This is a genomic window from Streptomyces sp. BK239, assembly GCF_004217285.1.
GTDB lineage: Bacteria > Actinomycetota > Actinomycetes > Streptomycetales > Streptomycetaceae > Streptomyces.
Genome location: NZ_SHKS01000002.1, coordinates 133,929 through 157,882 on the forward strand (window position 1 = coordinate 133,929; position 23,954 = coordinate 157,882).

The window sequence follows — 23,954 nt, forward strand, 5'->3', positions numbered from 1 at the left end:
CGGCGGCGTTCAGCGCATCTCCGCGCGGAACGCCGCCGGCGTCGTGTCCGTGTGCTGGTGGAAGAACTTGGAGAAGTTCGCCGGGTCGGGGAAGCCCACCGCGACGCCGACGCGGCCGATGGGCAGATCGGTGTGCGCCAGCAGGCGCTTGGCCTCCAGGACCACCCGCTTGTCGATGAACCCCTTGGGCGTCTCGCCGGTCGCCGCGCGGACCGCGCGCACCAGGGTGCGGCGGGAGTAGCCGAGCGCGTCGGCGTAGGCGCTGACGCTGTGGACGGTGGCGAAGTCCCGTTCCACCGCCTCCCGGAAGAGGGTGAACGTGGTGTCGGCCTGACGGCGGGCCGCCTCGGCGGAGCTGGTCGCGAGGTGCGCGAGGCGCAGCAGGAACGCGGTCAGACAGTGGCGCAGCACGGAGGTGTGCAGGTTCGGGGGCAGGGTCGCGCTGTCCTCGTACTCGCGTCGCAGGTGGGCAAGGGCCGCGCGCAGAGCGGCCGCCTGGGGTGCGTCGGGGCGCAGGAGCGGCGGGAGGTCGTAGCGGTACAGGCCGGTCGCCTCGACGGTGTCGCGGGGCAGGAAGCCGGGCTGCATGGTGAGGGCGGTTCCCCGGTACTCGCCGGCCCGGGTGAAGCGGTGGACCTGGCCCGGGCGGATCCACAGGACGTCGCCGGCGGTCGCCTCGTACTCGTCGAAGTCGACCATGTGGCGGACGGGGCCGTCGGTGAAGAGCAGCACGACGTGGAAGTCGATGCGGTGGACGCGGTCCAGCGGCGCGTCGGCGTGCCAGGTGCGCCCGGCGCCCATGGGGCCGATCTGCATGCCGACTCCGCCGACGCTGAGTTCGACGGGGAAGGGGAAGGTTCTGATCCCGTCATCGGCGGCTTCCTGGGTACTTGTTTCCACCATGTCCTTCTTGCGCTGTTCGGCTGTCGCGTCCGTGTCCCACTTTCACCACAGGCTGACACAGGCAGACCTTCCCCCGAAAAAGTCAGACTTTTAAGTTCGAACACGCAAGACCTGATCACCGGCTCCTATCGAGGACTTCTTGAAGATGAGCACGCAGAACCAGAACAGCTTCGAGTGGACCGACCTGGACCGGCGTGCCGTCGACACGGCGCGTGTCCTGGCCGCGGACGCGGTGCAGAAGGTCGGCAACGGTCATCCCGGCACGGCGATGGCGCTGGCCCCTGCCGCGTACACGCTCTTTCAGAAGGTGATGCGGCACGATCCCGCGGATCCGGAGTGGACGGGGCGTGACCGCTTCGTCCTGTCCCCCGGGCACACCTCGCTGACGCTCTACACCCAGCTGTTCCTGTCCGGCTACGAGATCGGCCTGGACGACCTCAAGGCGTTCCGCACCCATGGCTCCCGGACGCCGGGGCACCCCGAGTACGGGCACACGGCCGGTGTGGAGACCACCACCGGTCCGCTCGGCCAGGGTGTCGCCAACGCCGTGGGGATGGCGATGGCCGCCCGGTACGAGCGCGGCCTGTTCGACCCCGAGGCCCCCGAGGGCGAGTCGCCGTTCGACCACACGATCTGGACGATCGTCTCCGACGGCGACCTCCAGGAGGGCGTGTCCGCCGAGGCGTCCTCCCTCGCCGGGCACCAGAAGCTCGGCAACCTGGTCTTCCTCTACGACGACAACCACATCTCCATCGAGGGCGACACGGCGACGGCCTTCTCCGAGGACGTGCTCAAGCGCTACGAGGCCTACGGCTGGCACACGCAGCGCATCGAGCCGCGGGAGGGCGGCGACGTCGACGTGCACGCGCTGCACGAGGCGCTGACGGCGGCGCGGGAGGAGACCGGGCGCCCCTCGATCATCGCGATGCGCACGATCATCGCCTGGCCCGCCCCGAACGCGCGCGACACCGAGGCGTCCCACGGCTCCGCGCTCGGCGAGGACGAGGTGGCCGCCACCAAGCGGATCCTCGGCTTCGACCCGGAGCAGACCTTCGAGGTCTCCGACGACGTCCTCACCCACACCCGGGCCGCCCTGGACCGGGGCGCCGAGGCCCACGCCGCCTGGGACAAGCGGCTCGCCGTCTGGCGCGGCGCCGACCCCGAGCGGGCGGAGCTGTTCGACCGGGTCGTCGCCGGTCAGCTCCCCGAGGGCTGGGAGGAGTCGCTGCCGGTCTTCGAGGAGGGCCCGTCCGTCGCCACGCGCGCCGCGTCCGGCAAGGTGCTCCAGGCGCTCGGCGGTGTGATCCCCGAGCTGTGGGGCGGCTCCGCCGACCTTGCCGGCTCCAACAACACCACCATCGACAAGACGTCGTCGTTCCTGCCCGCCGGCAACCCGCTGCCCGAGGCCGACCCGTACGGGCGTACCGTCCACTTCGGCATCCGCGAGTTCTCGATGGCGGCCGAGATGAACGGCATCGCCCTGCACGGCAACACCCGTGTGTACGGCGGCACCTTCCTGGTGTTCTCCGACTACATGCGCAACGCGGTGCGGATGTCGGCCCTGATGCAGCTTCCGGTGACGTACGTGTGGACGCACGACTCCATCGGCCTCGGCGAGGACGGCCCCACCCACCAGCCGGTCGAGCACCTCGCCTCGCTGCGCGCCGTCCCGGGCCTGAACGTGGTCCGTCCGGCGGACGCCAACGAGACGGCGATCGCCTGGGCCGAGATCCTGAAGCGGCACGCCACGCGTCCGGCCCCGCACGGTCTGGCGCTCACCCGGCAGGGCGTGCCGACGTACGCGCCGAACCCGGACGCGGCGAAGGGCGGTTACGTGCTGGCGGAGTCATCGACCCGGACCCCGGACGTCGTCCTGATCGCCACCGGCTCCGAGGTGCACCTGGCCGTGGCCGCCCGGGAGCTGCTGGAGGCCGAGGGGACCGGGACGCGGGTGGTGTCGATGCCGTCCGTGGAGTGGTTCGAGGAGCAGCCGCGGGAGTACCGCGACAGTGTGCTCCCGCCGTCGGTCAGGGCGCGTGTCGCGGTCGAGGCGGGCATCGGCCTGACCTGGCACCAGTTCGTGGGCGACGCGGGACGCATCGTCTCCCTGGAGCACTTCGGCGCGTCCGCCGACGCGAAGACCCTGTTCGCCGAGTACGGCTTCACCGCCGAGAACGTGGCCGCCGCGGCGCGGGCCGTCCTCGACGCGACCACCGGACCGGCCGCCGGGCGCGGCTGATCCGATCGCCAGAAAGAAGATGATCACAGTGACCGAAGCAGTCGCCACCGGGGGAGCGCTCGCGCGTCTTGCCGACGAGGGCGTCTCGATCTGGCTGGACGACCTGTCGCGCAGGCGCATCACGTCCGGCAACCTCGCCGAGCTCGTCGCCACCCGGCACGTCGTCGGCGTCACCACCAACCCGTCCATCTTCCAGGCGGCCATCGGCTCCGGATGGGGGTCCCCCCGCTCGAGCGAAGCCGAGAGTGGGGGAGGGTACGAGGAGCAGCTCGCCGAGCTCGCCGCGCGCGGCGTCACGGTCGAGGAGGCCGTGCGGATGATGACGACGGCGGACGTGCGCGCCGCCGCCGACGTCCTGGGCCCGGTGCACTCGGCCACCGGCGGCCGTGACGGCTGGGTCTCCATCGAGGTCGACCCCCGTCTCGCCCACGACACCAGGGCCACGGTCGCCGAGGCGAAGCAGCTGGCCTGGCTGGTGGACCGCCCCAACGTGATGATCAAGATCCCGGCGACGAAGGCGGGCCTGCCGGCGATCACCGAGGTGACCGGTCTGGGCATCAGCGTCAACGTCACGCTGATCTTCTCGCTGGAGCGCTACCGCGAGGTCATGGACGCCTACCTGGCCGGTCTGGAGAAGGCCGCCGCGCAGGGCCTGGACCTGTCCGCGATCCACTCCGTGGCCTCCTTCTTCGTCTCCCGCGTCGACTCCGAGACCGACAAGCTGCTGACGGTCCTCGGCACGGACGAAGCCCTCGCCCTGAAGGGCCGGGCGGCGCTCGCCAACGCCCGGCTGGCCTACCAGGCGTACGAGGAGGTGTTCGGCTCGGCCGGGCGTCCGACGCCGGCGGGGTCGCGCTGGACCGCCCTGGGCGGGGCGCGGGCGAACAAGCAGCGCCCGCTGTGGGCGTCGACCGGGGTGAAGGATCCCGCGTACAAGGACACCCTGTACGTGGACGAGCTGGTCGCCCCCGGCACCGTCAACACCATGCCGGAGGCCACCCTCGCCGCCACCGCCGACCACGGCCGGATCACCGGCGACACCGTCACCGGCGGGTACGCGCAGGCCCGCGCCGACCTCGCCGCCGTCGAGGCGCTGGGCATCTCCTACGACGAGGTGGTCACCCGTCTGGAGGAGGAAGGCGTCGCGAAGTTCGAGACGGCGTGGCAGGACCTTCTGGACGCGGTCGCCAAGTCGCTGAACAGCAAGGGAGTTGACGCGGAATGAACGCACGGGTGTACAGCAACCCGCTCCGGGACCCCCAGGACCGGCGGCTGCCGCGGATCGCCGGTCCCTCCGGGCTGGTCATCTTCGGCGTGACCGGCGACCTGTCCCGCAAGAAGCTGATGCCGGCCGTGTACGACCTGGCCAACCGCGGTCTGCTGCCGCCGGGCTTCTCGCTCGTGGGCTTCGCCCGCCGTGACTGGGAGGACCAGGATTTCGCGCAGGTCGTCCATGACGCGGTCCGCGAGCACGCGCGCACGCCGTTCCGCGAGGAGGTCTGGCAGCAGCTCGCCGAGGGCATGCGGTTCATACCGGGCGACTTCGACGACGACACCGCGTTCAAGCAGCTGCGGGACGCCGTCGAGGAGCTGAACGCCTCCCGGGGCACGGGCGGCAACTTCGCCTTCTATCTGTCGGTGCCGCCGAAGTTCTTCCCCAAGGTGACCGAGCAGCTCAAGAAGCACGGGCTGGCCAAGGCGCCGGAGGGGTCCTGGCGGCGGGCCGTCATCGAGAAGCCGTTCGGGCACGACCTGGCCAGCGCGCGGGAGCTGAACGCGATCGTGCACGATGTGTTCGAGCCGGACCAGGTCTTCCGCATCGACCACTACCTGGGCAAGGAGACCGTCCAGAACATCCTGGCGCTGCGCTTCGCCAACCAGTTGTTCGAGCCGATCTGGAACCGCTCGTACGTCGACCACGTGCAGATCACGATGGCCGAGGACATCGGCATCGGCGGCCGGGCCGGCTACTACGACGGCATCGGCTCGGCGCGTGACGTCATTCAGAACCACCTGCTCCAGCTGATGGCGCTGACCGCGATGGAGGAGCCCGCCTCCTTCGACGCGGCCTCCCTGCTCACCGAGAAGCTGAAGGTCCTGCGGGCCGTGAAGCTGCCGGCGGAGCTGGGCGAGCACACGGTGCGCGGCCAGTACGCCGCCGGGTGGCAGGGCGGCGAGAAGGTGCGCGGCTATCTGGAGGAGGACGGCATCCCCGCGTCCTCGACGACGGACACGTACGCCGCCGTCCGGCTGAACGTCGACAACCGCCGCTGGGCGGGCGTCCCCTTCTACCTGCGCACCGGCAAGCGCCTCGGCCGCCGGGTCACCGAGATCGCGGTGGTCTTCCAGCGGGCCCCGCACTCCCCCTTCGACTCCACCGCGACGGAGGAGCTCGGCGAGAACGCCATCGTCATCCGGGTGCAGCCCGACGAAGGGGTGACGGTCCGCTTCGGCTCGAAGGTGCCGGGCACGTCGATGGAGATCCGGGACGTGTCCATGGACTTCGCCTACGGCGAGTCCTTCACGGAGTCCAGCCCCGAGGCGTACGAGCGCCTCATCCTGGACGTCCTCCTCGGCGACGCCAACCTGTTCCCGCGTCACCAGGAAGTGGAAGAGTCCTGGAAGATCCTCGACCCGATCGAGGAGTACTGGGCCACGCACGACAGGCCGGCCCCGTACCCGTCGGGCAGCTGGGGACCCGAGGAAGCCGACGAGATGCTCGCACGAGACGGACGGAGCTGGCGCAGGCCATGAAGATCGACCTGACCGACACCACGGCAAGCAAGATCAACAAGGCGCTGGTGCAGGGCCGCCGCGCCATCGGCACACCCGCCGTGGGCATGGTCCTGACGATGGTCATCGTCACGGACGAGGAGAACGCCTACGACTCGATCCGGGCGGCGGAGGAGGCCTCGCACGAGCACCCCTCGCGCACCCTGGTCGTCATCAAGCGGCACGCCCGCAACCCGCGCGACCGCACCAACTCCCGCCTGGACGCCGAGGTGCGCGTGGGCGCCGACGCCGGCACCGGCGAGACGGTGGTACTGCGCACCTACGGCGAGGTCTCCGACCACGCGGACTCCGTGGTCCTGCCGCTGCTGCTGCCGGACGCCCCGGTCGTCGTGTGGTGGCCGGTGAACGCGCCCGACAACCCCGCGAAGGACCCGCTGGGCGCGCTCGCCCAGCGGCGCATCACCGACATGTACGCCGTCGAGCAGCCCCTCAAGGCGCTGGAGCTGCGGGTGAAGTCCTACGCCCCCGGCGACACCGACCTCGCGTGGACGCGGCTGACGCCGTGGCGTTCGATGCTGGCGGCGGCCCTGGACCAGGCGCGGGTGCCGATCACCTCGGCGGCGGTGGAGAGCGAGGCGGAGAACCCCAGCGCCGAACTGCTCGCCCGCTGGCTGGAGGCCCGGCTGAACGTGCCCGTCGAGCGGGTCGTCACCGCCGGTCCGGTCGTCACGGCCGTGCGGCTCGGCACCGACGCCGGCGAGATCCTCATCGACCGCCCCGAGGGCCCGCTCGCCACGCTGACCCTGCCGGGCCAGCCCCCGCGCACCCTCGCGCTGAAGGTGCGCGCCACCTCCGAACTGATCGCCGAGGAGCTGCGGCGCCTCGACGCCGACGAGATGTACGCCGTCGCCCTGCGCGGCGAGGGCGCCGAGGAGGCCTTCTCCCATGCCTGACACCCCCCTGCTCAGCCAGCGGCCCGAGTGGACCGCCCTGGCGGACCACCGCGCCGGATGGCAGGCGCACCTGCGCGAGCTGTTCGCCGAGGACCCCGGGCGCGCCGAACGGTACGTGGTGCGCGTGGGCGATCTGCGGATCGACTACTCCAAGAACCTGGTCACCGACGAGACCCTCGCCCTGCTGCGGGAACTCGCCGCCGCCACCGATGTGTTCGGGCTGCGCGACGCGATGTTCCGCGGGGAGAGGATCAACGTCACCGAGGACCGGGCCGTGCTCCACACGGCGCTGCGCGCCCCGGCCGACGCGGTGGTCGAGGTGGACGGCGAGAACGTCGTCCCCCGGGTGCACGCCGTGCTGGACAAGATGAGCGACTTCGCGCGCCGGGTGCGTTCGGGCGAGTGGACCGGCCACACCGGCCGCCCGATCCGCAACGTCGTCAACATCGGCATCGGCGGCTCCGACCTGGGCCCTGCGATGGCGTACGAGGCGCTGCGGGCCTACACCGCACGGGAGTTGACGTTCCGGTTCGTCTCCAACGTGGACGGCGCCGACCTGCACGAGGCCGTGCGGGACCTGGACCCGGCCGAGACCCTGTTCATCGTGGCGTCGAAGACGTTCACGACGATCGAGACGATCACCAACGCCACCTCTGCCCGCTCCTGGCTCCTCGACGGGCTGGGCGGCGAGGAGAAGGCGGTCGCCCGGCACTTCGTGGCGCTGTCGACGAACGCGGAGAAGGTCAGGGGCTTCGGCATCGACCCGGAGAACATGTTCGAGTTCTGGGACTGGGTCGGCGGCCGTTACTCCTTCGACTCGGCGATCGGCCTGTCGTTGATGATCGCCATCGGCCCGGAGCGGTTCCGGGAGATGCTCGACGGGTTCAGGATCGTCGACGACCACTTCCGCAACGCCGAAGCCGAGTCCAACGCCCCTTTGATCCTCGGCCTGCTGGGCGTCTGGTACGGCGAGTTCCTGGACGCCCAGTCGCACGCGGTGCTGCCCTACTCGCACTACCTGTCCAAGTTCACCGCTTATCTCCAGCAGCTCGACATGGAGTCCAACGGCAAATCGGTGGACCGCGAGGGCAGGCCCGTGCAGTGGCAGACCGGCCCGGTGGTGTGGGGCACGCCCGGCACCAACGGGCAGCACGCCTACTACCAGTTGCTCCACCAGGGCACCAAGCTGATCCCGGCCGATCTGATCGGCTTCGTCCGCCCCGTCGCCGAACTGGGCGACGAGCTCAAGGCGCAGCACGACCTGCTGATGGCCAACCTGTTCGCGCAGGGGCAGGCGCTCGCCTTCGGCCGCACCGCGGAGGAGGTCCGCGCGGACGGGGTGCCCGAGGATCAGGTGCCGCACCGCACCTTCGCCGGCAACCACCCCACCACGACCGTGCTCGCCACCGAGCTGACCCCGTCGGTCCTCGGTCAGCTCATCGCCCTCTACGAGCACAAGGTGTTCGTGCAGGGCGCGATCTGGAACATCGACTCCTTCGACCAGTGGGGCGTGGAGCTGGGCAAGGTCCTCGCCAAGCGCGTCGAACCCGCTCTGACCGAGGGCGCTTCCGTCCCCGGTCTCGACCCGTCCACCGCCGCCCTCGTGGCCGCCTACCGCGAACTCAAGGAAGTGCACTGACATGGCATCGATGCAGTTGGGCCTGATCGGTCTCGGCAAGATGGGCGGCAACATGCGCCAGCGCATCCGCAACGCCGGCCACACCGTCATCGGCTACGACCGCAACCCCGAGCTGTCCGACGTGGCCGGCCTGCCCGAGCTGGTCGCGCGGCTCGAAGCGCCGCGCACCGTCTGGGTGATGGTCCCGGCGGGCCCCGCCACCCAGTCCGTCATCGACGAGCTCGCCGACCTCCTGGAGCCCGGCGACACCGTCGTCGACGGCGGCAACTCACGCTGGACGGACGACGAGAAGCACGCCGCCGAACTCGGCGCCAAGGGCATCGGCTTCGTCGACGCCGGCGTCTCCGGCGGCGTCTGGGGCCTGGAGAACGGCTACGCCCTGATGGTCGGCGGCGACAAGGAGCACGTCGACCGCCTCCAGCCCCTCTTCGACGCGCTCAAGCCGGAGGGCCCGTACGGCTACGTCCACGCGGGCAAGGTGGGCGCGGGCCACTTCTCGAAGATGGTCCACAACGGCATCGAGTACGCGATGATGCAGGCCTACGCCGAGGGCTGGGAGCTGCTGGAGAAGGTCGACTCGGTCACCGACGTGCGCGAGGTCTTCCGTTCCTGGCAGGAGGGCACGGTCATCCGTTCCTGGCTGCTGGACCTGGCGGTCAACGCCCTCGACGAGGACGAGCACCTGGACAAGCTGCGCGGCTACGCGCAGGACTCCGGCGAGGGCCGCTGGACCGTGGAGGCCGCCATCGACAACGCGGTGCCGCTCCCGGCCATCACCGCGTCCCTGTTCGCGCGGTTCGCCTCCCGCCAGGACGACTCCCCGCAGATGAAGATGATCGCCGCGCTGCGCAACCAGTTCGGCGGCCACGCGGTCGAGTCCGCGAAGGAGTGAACCCGGCTGCGGGGGCGTGTGGTTGACACCCCCCGGTGGGCCCGCCAGAGTCGCGGCTGATGGAGATCGACGATCTGACACCGGCCGAACAGCGCGTCTGGCGGGCCTTCGCCACGGGGACCACCGTGGACCTGCGCGGCCTGGGCGAGGAGGACGGCCCCGAACGCACGGTCCGCGCGGTCGTGTTGCGGGCCCTGCTGCTCAACGGCCCCCGCGAGGCGGGTGAGGTGGCCGCGCTGAAGGTGCTGGGGGCGCGTGTCACCGGCGTGCTCGACCTGAGCTACGCGGTCGTCGACAGCGTGACCCGACTCGGGTTCTGCCGCTTCGAGGAGGCCCCCCGCCTCGCCGGCGCCCAGCTCGGCTACCTCAATCTGCGCGACTCGGTCCTGCCCGGGCTCAAAGCGGCCAGAACCAGGATCGACGGCAGCCTCCGGCTGACGAGCTGCCGCATCGACGGGCCGGTGTACCTCGGGGGCGCGCAGATCTCCGGCGGGCTGTTCCTCGACGACGCGGAGATCGGCGGCGCGGACCCCGCCGAGCCGGTGCTCCAGCTCAACCAGGTCACCGTGGACGACGACCTCTGCGCCCGCGGGCTGCGCGCCCGGGGGCGCATCCGGCTCGACGGCGCCACCGTCGCCGGTTCGCTCGACCTCCAGGACGCCGAGCTGAGCAACCCCGGCGGGCACGTCCTCGACGCCGAGTCCCTGGACGTGGGCGCCAACCTGCTGGGCCGCCGGCTGCGCGCGCAGGGCCGGATCGATCTGCGCGGCGCCCGGATACCCGGCCGGGTGGACCTGTTGCGGGCGGCCCTCTCGAACCCCGGCGACACCGCCCTGCGGGTCAGCAGCTGCGTGATCGGCGAACTGTGGCTGCGCGACGGCCCGCCCGTCGTGGGCCGGCTCAACCTACGGCGCGCCGAGATCAACCAGCTCCATCTCGCGCCCGAGGTGCTGCCCGACCAGGTCCGTCTGCTCGACCTCACCTACACCTTCCTCACCCCGCACGAGCCCGCCGAGCGGCGCCTGCCGATGCTGGAGCGGGACGACGACGCCTTCGACCCGCACGCCTACGAGCAGCTGACCGCCGCGTACCGGCGCGTCGGCGACGACCGGGCGGCCCGCCTCGTCCAGCTCGCCAAGCAGCGCCGGCACCGCGGCACGCTGCCCTGGTACGGCAGGCTGTGGGGCCACCTCCAGGACGCCACCGTCGGCTACGGCTTCCGCCCGCTGCGCGCCGCCGTCTGGCTGCTGTCGCTGCTCGCCGTCGGCTCGGCCGCCTTCGCGCACCAGCATCCGCGGGCTCTGAAGGCGTCCGAGGCCCCCGAGTTCGACCCGGTCTTCTACACCCTCGACCTGCTGCTGCCGGTGATCTCCTTCGGGCAGGAGTCCGCGTTCGCCCCGTCAGGCGGCTACCGGACGCTGTCGTACGTCCTCATCGTCACCGGCTGGATCCTGGCCACGACCGTCGTCGCGGGCGTCACCCGCAGCGTCAGCCGCCAGTGAGTCGCCGGGCACGAAATCTTGGAACCCGCGGGACGGCGTGGCACGATCGCCCGGGTGACGAGCAGACCCGACCCGGCGCGGCGGCTGAGTGATCTGGCGCTGCTGCGCCGGGTGCGTGACCGGATCGACCGGGAGTACGCCCAGCCGCTGGACGTGGAGGCCCTCGCGCGGGGCGTGCACATGTCGGCGGGACACCTCAGCCGAGCGTTCCGGCGCGCCTACGGCGAGTCGCCGTACTCGTACCTCATGACGCGCCGCATCGAGCGCGCGATGGCGCTGCTGCGGCGCGGCGACCTCAGCGTGACCGAGGTCTGCTTCGCCGTCGGCTGCTCGTCGCTGGGCACCTTCAGCACGCGTTTCACGGAGCTGGTGGGCGTGCCGCCCAGCGTGTACCGGCAGGATCCGGCGCGTGCGACCGCGGGCATCCCGTCCTGCGTCGCGAAACAGGTCACGCGACCGGTCAGAAATCGAGAAGCGCCGCCCCCCGAGCCCCCATAGCGTGTGGCTCATGGACATCAGCACCCACGCGGGCCCGGACGACGACATGAGCACGAGCACCGGCACGGACGAAGGCACGGGCTCCCCGGCGCACACGGCCGACAGCCACGAGCTGATCCGCGTGCACGGGGCGCGCGAGAACAACCTGAAGGACGTCAGCGTCGAGATCCCGAAGCGCCGGCTGACGGTGTTCACCGGCGTGTCCGGCTCGGGCAAGAGCTCGCTGGTGTTCGACACGATCGCGGCCGAGTCGCAGCGTCTGATCAACGAGACCTACAGCACCTTCGTGCAGGGCTTCATGCCGACGCTGGACCGGCCCGAGGTCGACGTCCTCGACGGACTCACCACCGCGATCATCGTCGACCAGCAGCGGATGGGCGCCGACCCCCGCTCCACCGTCGGCACCGCCACCGACGCCAACGCGATGCTGCGCATCCTCTTCAGCCGGCTCGGCCGGCCGCACATCGGCCCGCCGAGCGCGTACTCCTTCAACACCGCCTCCGTGCGCGGCAGCGGGGCGATCGCCGTCGGCGGCAAGAAGGCGGTCAAGGCGACGTACTCCCGCACCGGCGGCATGTGCGCCCGCTGCGAGGGCCGGGGCACGGTCTCCGACATCGACCTCACCCAGCTCTACGACGACTCCAAGTCGATCGCGGAGGGCGCGTTCACCATCCCCGGCTGGAAGTCGGACAACGTGTGGACGGTGGGGATCTACGCCGAGTCCGGCTTCCTCGACCCGAACAAGCCGATCCGGGAGTACACCGAGCGGGAGATGCGCGACTTCCTGCACGGTGAGCCGACCAAGGTGAAGGTCAACGGCGTCAACCTGACGTACGAGGGGCTGATCCCGAAGATCCAGAAGTCGTTCCTGTCCAAGGACAAGGAGGCGATGCAGCCGCACATCCGGGCGTTCGTGGAGCGTGCGGTCACCTTCACCACCTGTCCCGAGTGCGACGGAAGCCGGCTCAGCGAGGGCGCCCGCTCGTCGAAGATCGGCGAGGTCAGCATCGCCGACGCCTGCGCGATGGAGATCCGGGACCTGGCGGAATGGATCCGCGGTCTGCGCGAGCCCACGGTCGCGCCGCTGCTCACCGCGCTGCAGCACACCCTGGAGGCGTTCACGGAGATCGGCCTCGGCTATCTCTCGCTCGACCGGCCGGCGGGCACGCTGTCGGGCGGCGAGGCGCAGCGCGTCAAGATGATCCGCCACCTCGGCTCCTCCCTCACCGACGTGACCTACGTCTTCGACGAGCCGACGGTCGGTCTGCACCCCCATGACATCCAGCGGATGAACAACCTGCTGCTGCGGCTGCGGGACAAGGGGAACACCGTGCTCGTCGTGGAGCACAAGCCGGAGACGATCGCGATCGCCGACCATGTCGTCGACCTCGGCCCGGGCGCCGGCACGGCGGGCGGCACGGTCTGCTTCGAGGGCACCGTCGAGGGGCTGCGCGGCAGTGACACCGTCACCGGGCGGCATCTGGACGACCGGGCGGCGCTGAAGGAGTCGGTGCGCAAGCCGGCCGGCACGCTGGAGATCCGCGGCGCGAGCGCGCACAACCTGAAGGGCGTGGACGTCGACGTCCCGCTCGGCGTGCTGTGCGTGGTGACGGGCGTCGCCGGTTCCGGCAAGAGCTCGCTGATCCACGGCTCGATCCCGGCCGGCGAGGGCGTGGTCTCGGTCGACCAGACGCCGATCCGCGGCTCGCGCCGCAGCAACCCGGCGACGTACACCGGTCTGCTGGAGCCGATCCGCAAGGCGTTCGCCAAGGCCAACGGCGTGAAGCCGGCCCTGTTCAGCGCCAACTCCGAGGGCGCCTGCCCCACGTGCAACGGCGCGGGCGTCCTGTACACCGACCTGGCGATGATGGCCGGCGTCAGCACGACCTGCGAGGAGTGCGAGGGCAAGCGGTTCCAGGCCTCGGTGCTGGAGTACCGGTTCGGCGGCCGGGACATCAGCGAGGTGCTGGCGATGTCGGTGACGGAGGCGGAGGAGTTCTTCGGCGCCGGCGAGGCGCGCACGCCGGCCGCGCACGCCGTGCTGACCCGGCTCTCCGACGTGGGTCTCGGCTACCTCACCCTCGGCCAGCCCCTCACCACTCTCTCGGGCGGCGAGCGGCAGCGGCTCAAGCTGGCCACGCACATGGCCGACAAGGGCGGCGTGTACGTCCTCGACGAGCCGACGACCGGGCTCCACCTCGCCGACGTCGAGCAGCTGCTCGCCCTGCTGGACCGGCTCGTGGACTCCGGGAAGTCCGTCATCGTGATCGAGCACCACCAGGCGGTCATGGCGCACGCCGACTGGATCATCGACCTCGGGCCGGGCGCCGGCCACGACGGCGGCCGGATCGTCTTCGAGGGCACCCCGGCCGACCTGGTCGCGGCCCGCTCCACGCTCACCGGGGAGCATCTGGCGGCGTACGTCGGGCAGTTGTGAGGGGCTTCCACTGAGCGGCTGACGCCTGCCTGGATGCCCGGGCAGGCGTAGACAGCGTCTACCGAGGCATGGTAGACACTGTCTACAGCCGAGCCTTCCGGGAGGGAGCCCCAGTGACACCGCCGCAGGAGAACGAGCCCGATCTGCGCACGCGACTCGTCGACGCCGGCGTGGAACTGCTGGCCGAGCAGGGCGTCGACGCGTTGACGCTGCGGGAGATCGCCCGCCGGGCGGGCGTGTCGCACGGGGCTCCGCGCCGTCACTTCCCCACTCACCTGGAGCTGTTGTCGGCCATCGCCCACCGGGGCTTCACCGGACTGGCCGGCCGGGTCACCTCGGCCCTGGGCGACGGCGGCGCTCCCCCGCGCGCACAGCTCTCCGAACTCAGCCGCCTTTACCTCGAGTTCGCCTTCGAGCAGCCCGGCATGTACGAGCTGATGTTCCGTCACGACCTGCTGGAGAGCGGGCATCTGCGGCTGAGGGACACCAGCCTGCCCCTGTTCGGCGTACTGGTGGAACTCGTGGCCGGCGTGCGGCCCGAGGCCGACGCGCGGGCGGTCGCCGGCGCGCTGTGGGCCAACCTGCACGGCCTGGCCCAGCTGTGGCGCTGGGGCAGTCTCCAACTGGCCACCGGGAGCGGTGACTTCGCCCCGCTCCTGGGGACCGTGCTCGACGCCCACCTGGGACCGGAGGCCGTGCGGTGAAGCGCTCCCTCGCACTGGCGAGCAGTGTGGCGGGCGCCGCGGTCGTCGCCCTGGACGGCACCGTGCTGACCGTCGCCCAGCCCACCCTGCGGCACGACCTGCACGCGTCGTTCGCACAGGTGCAGTGGACCAGCACCGGGTATCTGGTGGCGGTGGCGAGCCTGTTGGTCTTCGCCGGCCGGCTCGGCGACCGCTACGGTCACCGCCGTGCCTTCGCCGTCGGCATGCTCGGCTTCGGCGCCGCCTCCGCGGGCATCGCACTGGCCCCCGACATCGGCTGGGTGATCGGACTCCGCGTGTTACAAGGCGTGTTCGGGGCGCTGTCGCAGCCCGCGACGCTCGGCATGCTGCGCGTCGCCTACCCACCCGAGCGGCTGCGGCGGCCCATCGCCGTGCGAACGGCCGCGATCGGACTGGCGGCGGCCGCCGGGCCGGTGATCGGCGGGGCGCTGGCCACCTCGTACGGCTGGCGGGCGGTGTTCCTCGTCAACATCGTGCCCGCGCTGGTCTTCGGCGTGCTCGCCCTCGCGGCCCCCGACGGGGGCGAGGAGCGCGTGCGCTCCGGCGCGGCGGGCCGCCCGGCGTTGGACGTCCCCGGTGCGCTGCTGCTCGCGGTCGCGCTGGCGGGACTGGTGCACACCCTGGCCAGCCCTCTCGCCTCCCCCGGCACGGGCGGCCCGAACACCGTCGTCACCGTGCTCGTCGCGCTCGCCGCGGGCGTGGCGGGCGTCGCCTTCGTCCGGCACGAGCGCCGCACGCCGGCTCCGCTGCTGCCGCCGGACGTGATCGGCTCCCCGATGGTGGGCGCGGCGCTCGCCCTGCTGGTCACCGCCTCCGCCACGCTCAACGGCGCGCTGTTCGCCTGCGTCCACCTCCTCCAGGACGACTTGGGCCTCACGCCGCTGCGCACCGCGCTGCTCAGTCTCCCGCTGGCCGTGCTGCTGGTGGCCGCGGCGCCCACGTCCGCCGTCCTGCTGCGGCGGGCCGGCGCACGGGCGGCCCTCGCCGCGGCGACGGCCGTCCTCACCGCGGGTCTGCTCGTCCTCGCGGGGGCCTCGGGAGCCGCGGCCTTCTGCGTCGGGTTCGGCCTGCTGGGCGCGGGTTTCGGCACGGTGATGGTCGCGGGGACCCATGTCGTCGTACGGCGGGCTCCCGTGGAGTCGGCCGGGGTGGCGGGCGGTCTGCAGCAGACGGCGATGAACGTCGGGCCGGCGCTCGGGGTGGCGGCCGCGGCGCTGCTGATGGACCTCGGCGGCTCCCGCCTCCCCCTCGCCGTCCTGGCCGCGGCGGCCGCGGCGGCGATCTGGGTGTGCCGCCGGCTGCCGGGCCGCGGCCCGGACACCCCGCGCCTGCCGCCCGCTCCGGCGGAGGAGGTCTCACTCCTGGCCGGCCGGCGCGACACAGAGCACACAGGTCACGGCGTGGAAAGGGGCTATTCGGCGCCGTCCCTGGGCGACGATGAGTGCTGAGGGCGTTCCGCGAGGAGTGCCGGAGCGCGCCTCGTACGAGCGCAACGGAGGCAAGCGATGGCACAACTGCGGCAAGAGGTCGACCCGCGCGAGGTCGGGCTCGACGCGAAGGCGCTGGACCGTCTGGACCGGCATGTCGCCCACCACGTCGACGAGGGCCGTCTGCCCGGCTTCCTCCTGGCCGTCGCCCGTGGCGGCCGGGTCGCCCACCTCACCACGCACGGCCGGCGTGACATCGCCGCGGGTCTCCCCGTCGAGGCCGACACCCTCTACCGGATCTACTCCATGACCAAGCCGGTCACCTCGGTCGCCGCGCTGACGCTGGTGGAGGACGGCTCCCTCTCCCTCGACGATCCGGTCGCCGACCACCTGCCCGCCTTCGCCGACCAGCGGGTGTACGTGTCCGGCTCCGGCGCGGACCTGACCACCCGGCCGGCCCGGCAGCCGCTCCTGGTGCGGCACCTGATGACCCACACCGCCGGTCTGACCTTCGCCTTCTACCACTGTCATCCGGTCGACGCCCTCTACCGGGAGGCCGGACTCGACTCGGCCGTGCTGCCGGGCTCGGACCTGGCCGGCACCGTCGAGGCGTACGCACGCCTCCCCCTGCAGTTCGAACCGGGCACGCAGTGGAACTACTCGGTGGCCACCAACGTCCTCGGCAGGATCATCGAGGTCGTCTCCGGCCGGCCCCTGGACGAGTTCCTCGCCGAGCGCGTCTTCCGGCCGCTCGGCATGCCCGACGCCGGATTCCAGGTGACGTACGAACAGGCCGCGCGGCTGGCCGAGTTGTACGGGGACACCGACAGCGGCGCCATACAGCCGATCGCCGGGCTGCCGCTGTCCGGGCGGCCCCGGTTCCTGTCGGGCAGCGGCGGCATGGTGGCGAGCGCCTACGACATCCACCGCTTCATGGAGATGCTCCGCCGGCACGGCGAGCTCGACGGCGTGCGGGTGCTGCGGCCGGAGACGGTCGACCTGATGACCCGCAACCACCTGCCCGGCGGCGCCGACCTGCGCACCGTCGGCAGCCGCCCCGCCCACGACGAGCCCGGCAACGACGGCGTTGGCTTCGGCCTGGGCGTCTCCGTCGTGATCGACCCGGCCCGCACCCAGGCCCCCACGGGGATGGGCACGTTCGGCTGGAGCGGGGTGGCCACGACCACGTTCTGGGTCGACCCGAGCCGGGATCTGACCGTGCAGTTCCTGACCCAGCTGCGGCCGAGGAAGTCCCTGAAGCTCTACCCCGACCTCAAGCGCCTGGTGCACGAGGCGGTCATCGGCTGAACCGGGGCGCGGCCGTTCACGCGGGCGGCCTCGGCCCGAGTCGCCGAGGCCGAGGCCGTCGTGCCCCGGGGCCGCGCGTTCGGGACGACGCTCGCGCGACCGGGAGCGGGGGTCAGGACCAGTGGGCGACCGCGTCCAGGTGCGGCAGGTGGTGGTCCAGCCGCTCACGCTTGGTGCGCAGGTAGGTGATGTTGTTCTCGCACGGCGGGATCAGCAGCGGCACCTCTTCGGCGACCTGGATGCCGTTGTCCACCAGCGCCTCGCGCTTGCGCGGGTTGTTCGACATCAGGCGGACCGAGCGCACGCCCAGGTCCTTGAGCATCTCGGCGGCCACGCGGTAGTCGCGGGCGTCCACCGGCAGGCCGAGGGCGAGGTTCGCCTCGACGGTGTCCAGGCCCTCCGCCTGCAACGCCATGGCCCGCAGCTTGGCGAGCAGACCGATGCCGCGGCCCTCGTGACCGCGCAGGTAGACGACGATGCCGCGGCCCTCGGCGACGACGGCGCGCAGCGCGGCGTCGAGCTGGTCGCCGCACTCGCAGTGCTGGGAACCGAAGGCGTCACCGGTCAGGCACTCCGAGTGCAGCCGGATCAGCACGTCCTCCTCGCCGATCTCGCCGTAGACGAGGGCCACTTGCTCGTCGCCGCGGTCGTGGTCGAGGTATCCGACCGCCTGGAACTTCCCGTAGACGGTGGGCAGCGGCGCATTCACCACGCGTTCCACACCGGTGCGCTGCGAGGTCTTCTTGCCGAGCACGCCAATTTTTTCTGTCATGATCTGGTTCCTAAGCAGAGACGAAAGGCCGGGAAAAGATGAGTGGTTCGGACAAACGGTCGGCGGCGCACGGACTGTTGCCGGCGGACACCACGGAAGACGTACGAGGGCGGCTGTCGGGCGTCCCGGTCAAGGTGGCGGTCCTTCCGGTCGGAAGCTTCGAACAACACGGTCCGTACCTGCCGTTGGCCACCGACACGCTCGTCGCGTGCGCCATAGCCGCGGAGGTCGCCGCAGCGTACCCGGTGCAGCTCCTCCCTCCGGTGACCATCGCCTGCTCGCACGAGCACGCTGCCTGGCCGGGAACCGTCAGCATCTCCTCGGTGACCCTTCACGCGGTGGTACGGGACATCGCGGCGTCACTGCGCCGCTCGGGCGTCGAGGCCCTGGTAGTGGTCAACGGACACGGGGGGAACTACGTCCTGGGCAACGTCGTCCAGGAGGCTTCCGCCCGCGGTGAGCGGATGGCGCTCTTCCCCGCCCCGGAGGACTGGGAGGAGGCGCTGGAGCGGTCCGGGGTGTCGACCTCTCTCCTCACCGACATGCACGCCGGGGAGATCGAGACCTCGATCCTGCTGCACACCCACCCCGAAGTCGTCCGGCCCGGTCACGAGTCGGCCGATTTCACGGCGGACGACCGTCGCCATCTGCTCACGCTGGGAATGTCCGCCTATACCGATTCGGGCGTCATCGGCCGTCCTTCCCTGGGGTCGGCGGAAAAGGGCAAGGAACTCCTGGCGAGCCTGACGGATTCCTTCGCCGCGTATTTCTCGCTGCTGACGGACCCGTCCGCGGATTCCCCGCGGACGCCTTCCTGGAGTTCGGCGAAAACGCCCGCGGAGGACGATCGCTGACCGCCCGCCCCGTGCGCGGCCGCCGGCGCCGGGTCCGCGGTCCCGGCCGTCGCAGCGGTCGTCGCGGGCGCCTCCCGGCGGGCGCGCAGGGCGCTGTACCAGCGGGCCAGCAGGACCACCGCGCCCGGCAGGGCCGCCGCGAAGGTGAGCACGCCGTAGACGACGGCCACGGACAGGCCGGTGCCCGCGCCGAGGCCGGCCGCGCCGAACGCCCAGGCGGTGACGCCCTCCCGGGGCCCCCAGCCGCCGACGTTCAGCGGCAGTCCCATCGCGAGCAGGGCGAGGACGGCCAGCGGCAGCAGCGCCAGGACGGAGGCGCCGGACCCGGCGACCCGGGCGGCCACGACGAACGTGGCGATGTGCCCGACGAGGACGACCAGCGACGACAGGGCCACGCCGGGCCCGTTGCGCCGGGACAGCAGTCCCTCGCGCGCCTCGGCCAGCGCCGCCCGGATCCGGCCGCCCCTGCGCCGCGCCGGGGAGTTCATGCGCACGGCGAGGAGGACGGCGAGCGCGCCCACGACGCCGAGGGCGACGAGCGGGACGACGTGCCGTACGTCAGCGCGCACCGGCGACGGCAGCGTCAGCAGCACCCCCGCCCCGGCGACGACCAGCGCGAGCTGTCCCGCCGTACGCTCCATGACGACGGCCCGCACGCCGCGTCCGACGTCGCCGGCGCTCTGCCCGTGCCGCACGGCGCGGTGCACGTCGCCGAGGATGCCGCCGGGCAGGGCGGCGTTGAGGAAGAGGGAGCGGTAGTAGTCGGCGACCGCCGGGCCGAGCGGCAGCCGGATCCGCAGGCCGCGCGCCACCAGCGCCCAACGCCAGGCGCTGAACACCGTGGTGACCACGCCGATGCCGACCGCCGCCAGCAGTGCCGGCGCGTCGATCCGCCGCAGCCCGTCCAGGAAGACGCCGGTCCCCATCCGCCACAGCAGGACGGCGAGGATGACGACTCCGGCGAACGTGCCGATGTGGGTGCGGAGAGCGGGGGACCTGAGACGGGCGAGGAAGGGCCGCGCCGGCCCGTCCGCCGTCACCGCGGCGGAGGGTCCGGACAGCCGCACGACCGCGGTCGTGTCCTCGCGCCGTCTCGCGCGCGCGGTGGGGGGCACCTGCGCGTCCGCCGTCTCCGCACCCATCAGGCGCCGCCCGTCGGCCGGGCGAGGGCCAGCAGGTCGCTGTGGTGGACGTCGACCCGCAGCTCGCCGGCCGAGCAGGCGGCCAGCCGGCGGGTCAGGTACTCGTCGGCGCGGGCGGCCAGTTCGGGGCGCTGCTCGACGGCGGCGCCGACCCAGCCGCGCAGCCACTGCGCGGTGAGGGCCGCCTGGTCCGGGCCGAGCCGCCAGGCGCTGGGGTTGACCTTCACCGTCGCGCCGCGGTCGGCGAACGCCTCGCAGGCCGCGGTCACCGCGTCGGGACCGAGGAGGCCGCCGCGCCGCTGGTGGTCGTTGAACGCGGAGGCGATCTCCTCGTCCATCGGGTCGGCCTCGCCGAAGTCGACGCGCCCCGCGACCGACAGCGTGAGCAGCGCCGGGCAGCCCGCCCCGGTGCAGGCGGCGGCGAGAGCGTCGATCTCCTCGCGGGTGAGGACGTCGAGCAGCGCCGACGCGGTGACCAGCGAGGCGCCGACCAGGGCGTCGGGGGTGAGCCGGGCGACGTCCCCCCGCCGCGTCTCCACGGTGACCCGGCTGCCGTCGGCGGCGGCGCGCGGGGAGGCGACGGCCGCGAAGTGCAGGAGGTAGGGGTCGCGGTCGTGCAGGATCCAGTGCTGTGGGCCGTCGAGGCGGGGGGCCAGCCAGCGGCCCATCGAGCCGGTGCCGCAGCCCAGGTCGTGCACGACCAGCCCGCCGGGGCGGCCCGGCAGGTTGGCGAGCCGGATCCGCAGCGGGTCGAGCAGGTCCAGCGCGCGGGCCGCCGCGTCGGCGGGCTCGCGCAGCTGGAGCCACTCGGGGGCGTAGCGGGGCGGCTCCTCCGGTCCGGCGTCGTCGCGCAGCCGCACGGTGGGCCGCTCGCCGGGGCGGGTCACGGGGCCGGCGCCGGCGATGACGGCGGAGTCGTCGCCCGCCGGCTGCCCCGCCGGGAGGTCCCGGTTGTCGACGCTGGTGCTGATGTCGGTGTCCAAGGACGCCTCCCGAGGCCCCGGCTGGGACGGAACGGCCGATATGGCGGATGTGGCGGGCGTGCCCGCGGCGGGCCGCTCCGCGGGGGTGACCGTCGTCTTGCTCATGCGGCCCTCCGGGGTTCGCTGGGGAGCCGGCCGAGGACGCCGGCCAGGCTCTGGGCGGTGGACGCCCAGCCGTTCAGGGCGGCGCGGCGGCCGCGGGCGGCGGCCTTGAGCCGGCGGCGCACGTCGGCCTCGCCGAACCAGCCGCGCAGTTCGGCGGCGAGGGCGGCCGGGTCCTCCGGCGGGACGAGGATGCCGGGTACGCCGCCGTCGGGGGCGCGGCCGACGGCCTCGGGCAGTCCGCCGACGTCCGTGGCGAGGACGGGGATGCCGCGGGCGAGGGCCTCCGTGACCGCCATGCCGTAGGTCTCGGCGTAGGAGGTGAGGACCATCAGGTCGGCGCGGGCGTAGGCGGCGTCGAGCTCGGCGCCGGCCTTCGGGCCCGCGAGCTCCAGGCGGTCCTCGAGCCCGTACTTGGCGATGAGGCGGCGCAGGTGGTCGACGTACTCGGGGTCCTGGCCGAGGCCGCCCACGCAGGAGCAGGTCCACGGCAGGTCGGTGACCGCGGCGAGCGCCTCGATCAGCCGGTGCTGGCCCTTGCGCGGGGTCACGGCGGCCACGCACAGCAGGCGGGAGACGCCGTCGGTGCCGGAGGCGAGCGGCGCGATGTCGGCGCCGGGGGCGGCGACGTGCACCTTCTCGGGGGCGAGGCCGTGGTGGGAGACGAGGCGGCGGACGGCCCACTCGCTGGTGGCGACCACCGCGGGGACGGCGCGCAGCACCTCGCGCTCCTTGGCGTCGAGCTGGGCCGCCACCTCGGGGGCGATGCCCCGCTCGTCGCCGAGCGGCAGGTGCACGAGGATGACGAGCCGCAGCCGCTCCGCCTCCGGGACGACGATCTCGGGGACGCCGCAGGCGACCAGCCCGTCCATGAGGACGATGGTCCCGTCGGGCAGTTCGCGCAGGGTGCGGGCCAGTTCATGGCCGGCGGCGGCGCCGGGGCGGGGCCACTCGCCGGACACGAGGTGCTTGTGGACCTGCCAGCCGAAGCCGGGCAGGTCGAGGCAGAGCCGCCGGTCGTAGGCGTTTCCGCCACTGGGGTTCGCCGGGTCGTCGACGCCGCCCGGCATGACGAAGTGCACGGTGCGCAGGGACATGGGGATGATCCCGCCGATCTTGGGAGCGTCCGTTCTCGTGGGCCCGGTCTGCGCCGGCACGCTCTGCGCGGGCGCCGACTGCACGGGCACGTACGCGAGGGGGGCCTGGGGGACGGTCTTCTCCAGGGTCACGTCGGTCACAGCGCACGCTCGTAACTCGCCCAGGCGATGTGCGACTCGTGCAGGGTGACGGAGATGCCGGCGACACCGCGGGCGCCCTCGCCGAGCGCGCCCTTGTGGATCCGCTCGGCGAGCCGGTCGGCGATCACCTTGGCGAGGAACTCGGTGGAGGTGTTGACCCCGGCGAAGTCGGGCTCGTTGTCCAGGTTGCGGTAGTTGAGCTCGCTGACCACGGCTCCGAGCTCCTGGGTCGCCAGGCCGATGTCGACGACGATGTTGTCGTCGTCCAGCTGCTCGCGGCGGAACGTGGCGTCCACGAGGAACGTGGCCCCGTGGAGGCGCTGCGCGGGTCCGAAGACCTCGCCGCGGAAGCTGTGGGCGATCATGATGTGATCGCGGACGGTGACACTGAACAACGGACGACCCTCCAGGTGCGGCGCGTCTGGTCCTCCGGCCGTCGGGCGCCGGGGGATGCCGAGTAGTACGGCTCTTCGCTTCCCCGTGTTCAGCCGCCTCTCACTCTTTTCTCAGGTCAGGCGCTTTCGCCGTGGTCGCGGGCGGGATCGGCGTCGTACCTGACGCGGTGGCAGAGCGCGGGGATCTCCCCCGTGGCGAGCCTCGGCATGACCTCCGGCAGCTCCTCGAAGCCGCTTTCTCCGGTGACGAGGGCGTCCAGCGCGGGGTCGGCCAGCAGATCGAGGGCGAGGGCGAGCCGGTCGGCGTAGGTACGGCCGGCGCGGCGCGGGGAGACGGTGCCGACCTGGCTGCTGCGGATGACGAGCCGGCGGGAGTGGAAGGCCTCGCCGAGCGGAAGGGTGACCCGCCGGTCGCCGTACCAGCTCAGTTCGATGACCGTGCCCTCGGGGCTGAGCAGTTCCAGGCAGCGGGCCAGGCCCTGCTCGGTGGCGCTGGCGTGCACGACGAGGTCACAGCCGTCGAGGGCGTCCTCGGGGCGCGCGAAGCCGACGCCGAGCGCCTCGGCGATACCGGCGCGGGCCGGGTCGGCGTCCACCAGCTGGACGCGGACGCCGGGGAAGCGGGCGAGGAGCGCGGCCACCGAGCAGCCGACCATGCCGCCGCCGACGACCGCGATCCGGTCCCCGACGAGCGGCGCGGCGTCCCACAGCGCGTTGACGGCCGTCTCCACGGTGCCGGCGAGGACGGCCCGCGCGGCGGGCACGGAGTCCGGGACGACCGTGACCGCGCTCGCCGGGACGACGAAGCGGGTCTGGTGCGGGTAGAGGGAGAAGACGGTACGGCCCTTCAGCTCGGCCGGGCCCTCCTCGACCAGGCCCACGTTGAGGTAGCCGTACTTCACCGGCGCGGGGAAGTCGCCTTCCTGGAACGGCGCCCGCATCGCGGTGTGCTGGCTCTCGGGCACGCCGCCGCGGAAGACGAGGGTCTCCGTGCCACGGCTGACACCCGAGTACAGGGACCGTACGACGACCTCGTCGTGCGCGGGGTCCGGCAGGGTGAGGTCACGGATCTCGCCATGACCGGGCGAACCGATCCAGAACGCACGTGCGGTGCGGTTCATCGGCGTCCTCCTGAACGATCGGGAACTTGTTCACGTACCGAGGTGTGGCACAGGTCGCGCACAGTACGCGGCCTTGATCGACTCTGTCACC

General features: G+C 72.4%; 19 protein-coding genes and 1 pseudogene. 13 read left to right on the forward strand and 7 right to left on the reverse strand.

Going from position 1 to position 23,954, the window contains the following annotated elements; genetic code table 11:
- Positions 1 to 9: 9 nt before the first annotated feature.
- Positions 10 to 903: an AraC family transcriptional regulator gene (locus EV567_RS06470; protein ID WP_130437690.1), complete on the reverse strand. Its 894-nt coding sequence runs from the start codon at positions 901 to 903 to the stop codon at positions 10 to 12.
- Positions 904 to 1,048: 145 nt separating this feature from the next.
- Between EV567_RS06470 and tkt the strand changes: the two genes are divergently transcribed.
- From tkt to EV567_RS06530, 12 genes are all read left to right on the forward strand, one after another.
- Positions 1,049 to 3,142: a transketolase gene (gene tkt / locus EV567_RS06475; protein ID WP_130437691.1), complete on the forward strand. Its 2,094-nt coding sequence runs from the start codon at positions 1,049 to 1,051 to the stop codon at positions 3,140 to 3,142.
- Between the two features lie 19 nt (positions 3,143 to 3,161).
- Positions 3,162 to 4,367, forward strand: a complete 1,206-nt coding sequence (tal, locus tag EV567_RS06480; protein WP_130437692.1) for a transaldolase — start codon at positions 3,162 to 3,164, stop codon at positions 4,365 to 4,367.
- Complete coding sequence (gene zwf / locus EV567_RS06485; protein WP_130437693.1) at positions 4,364 to 5,896, forward strand: glucose-6-phosphate dehydrogenase; 1,533 nt, start codon at positions 4,364 to 4,366, stop codon at positions 5,894 to 5,896. The genes tal and zwf overlap by 4 nt, the downstream gene beginning before the upstream one ends.
- A complete protein-coding gene (gene opcA / locus EV567_RS06490) occupies positions 5,893 to 6,828 on the forward strand; it encodes a glucose-6-phosphate dehydrogenase assembly protein OpcA (protein WP_130437694.1) in 936 nt (311 codons plus the stop codon). Before zwf ends, opcA begins: the two co-directional genes overlap by 4 nt.
- Positions 6,821 to 8,467 carry a glucose-6-phosphate isomerase gene (pgi, locus tag EV567_RS06495; RefSeq protein WP_130437695.1) on the forward strand — a complete coding sequence of 549 codons (1,647 nt, stop codon included), beginning with the start codon at positions 6,821 to 6,823 and terminating at the stop codon, positions 8,465 to 8,467. Before opcA ends, pgi begins: the two co-directional genes overlap by 8 nt.
- Before the next feature lie 10 nt (positions 8,468 to 8,477).
- Positions 8,478 to 9,359 (forward strand): phosphogluconate dehydrogenase (NAD(+)-dependent, decarboxylating), encoded by an 882-nt coding sequence (gene gnd / locus EV567_RS06500; protein ID WP_242620734.1) that lies wholly within the window; start codon positions 8,478 to 8,480, stop codon positions 9,357 to 9,359.
- Between the two features lie 59 nt (positions 9,360 to 9,418).
- Entirely contained in the window at positions 9,419 to 10,861 is a 1,443-nt protein-coding gene (locus tag EV567_RS06505) for a membrane-associated oxidoreductase (RefSeq protein ID WP_130437697.1), read from the forward strand.
- Positions 10,862 to 10,915: 54 nt separating this feature from the next.
- Positions 10,916 to 11,359 (forward strand): helix-turn-helix transcriptional regulator, encoded by a 444-nt coding sequence (locus EV567_RS06510; RefSeq protein ID WP_130437698.1) that lies wholly within the window; start codon positions 10,916 to 10,918, stop codon positions 11,357 to 11,359.
- A 46-nt stretch (positions 11,360 to 11,405) separates the two neighbouring features.
- Positions 11,406 to 13,796, forward strand: coding sequence for an excinuclease ABC subunit UvrA (locus EV567_RS06515; RefSeq protein WP_130438288.1), 2,391 nt, complete (start codon positions 11,406 to 11,408; stop codon positions 13,794 to 13,796).
- Between the two features lie 113 nt (positions 13,797 to 13,909).
- Positions 13,910 to 14,500, forward strand: coding sequence for a TetR/AcrR family transcriptional regulator (locus EV567_RS06520; RefSeq protein WP_242620703.1), 591 nt, complete (start codon positions 13,910 to 13,912; stop codon positions 14,498 to 14,500).
- A complete protein-coding gene (locus EV567_RS06525) occupies positions 14,497 to 15,969 on the forward strand; it encodes an MFS transporter (protein WP_130437700.1) in 1,473 nt (490 codons plus the stop codon). Before EV567_RS06520 ends, EV567_RS06525 begins: the two co-directional genes overlap by 4 nt.
- A 57-nt stretch (positions 15,970 to 16,026) precedes the next feature.
- Complete coding sequence (locus EV567_RS06530; RefSeq protein WP_130437701.1) at positions 16,027 to 17,256, forward strand: serine hydrolase; 1,230 nt, start codon at positions 16,027 to 16,029, stop codon at positions 17,254 to 17,256.
- A gap of 112 nt (positions 17,257 to 17,368) precedes the next feature.
- On the opposite strand, the gene ribA is transcribed toward EV567_RS06530, so the two are convergent.
- On the reverse strand, positions 17,369 to 18,028 hold the full coding sequence (gene ribA / locus EV567_RS06535) for a GTP cyclohydrolase II (RefSeq protein WP_130437702.1): 660 nt from the start codon (positions 18,026 to 18,028) through the stop codon (positions 17,369 to 17,371).
- A 38-nt stretch (positions 18,029 to 18,066) separates the two neighbouring features.
- Between ribA and EV567_RS06540 the strand changes: the two genes are divergently transcribed.
- On the forward strand, positions 18,067 to 18,882 hold the full coding sequence (locus tag EV567_RS06540; RefSeq protein WP_130437703.1) for a creatininase family protein: 816 nt from the start codon (positions 18,067 to 18,069) through the stop codon (positions 18,880 to 18,882).
- A gap of 188 nt (positions 18,883 to 19,070) precedes the next feature.
- Here EV567_RS06540 and EV567_RS28055 read toward each other — a convergent pair.
- From EV567_RS28055 to EV567_RS06565, 5 genes and pseudogenes are all read right to left on the reverse strand, one after another.
- A pseudogene (locus EV567_RS28055) lies at positions 19,071 to 20,024 on the reverse strand (YbhN family protein); the annotation flags it as partial.
- A complete protein-coding gene (locus EV567_RS06550; protein WP_242620704.1) occupies positions 20,024 to 21,112 on the reverse strand; it encodes a trans-aconitate methyltransferase in 1,089 nt (362 codons plus the stop codon). The pseudogene EV567_RS28055 and the gene EV567_RS06550, both read right to left, overlap by 1 nt.
- Positions 21,109 to 22,347: a glycosyltransferase family 4 protein gene (locus EV567_RS06555; RefSeq protein ID WP_130437706.1), complete on the reverse strand. Its 1,239-nt coding sequence runs from the start codon at positions 22,345 to 22,347 to the stop codon at positions 21,109 to 21,111. Before EV567_RS06555 ends, EV567_RS06550 begins: the two co-directional genes overlap by 4 nt.
- Positions 22,344 to 22,742 (reverse strand): 6-carboxytetrahydropterin synthase, encoded by a 399-nt coding sequence (locus tag EV567_RS06560; protein WP_130437707.1) that lies wholly within the window; start codon positions 22,740 to 22,742, stop codon positions 22,344 to 22,346. Before EV567_RS06560 ends, EV567_RS06555 begins: the two co-directional genes overlap by 4 nt.
- A gap of 116 nt (positions 22,743 to 22,858) precedes the next feature.
- Positions 22,859 to 23,863 carry a zinc-binding alcohol dehydrogenase gene (locus EV567_RS06565; RefSeq protein WP_130437708.1) on the reverse strand — a complete coding sequence of 335 codons (1,005 nt, stop codon included), beginning with the start codon at positions 23,861 to 23,863 and terminating at the stop codon, positions 22,859 to 22,861.
- Positions 23,864 to 23,954: the final 91 nt, after the last annotated feature.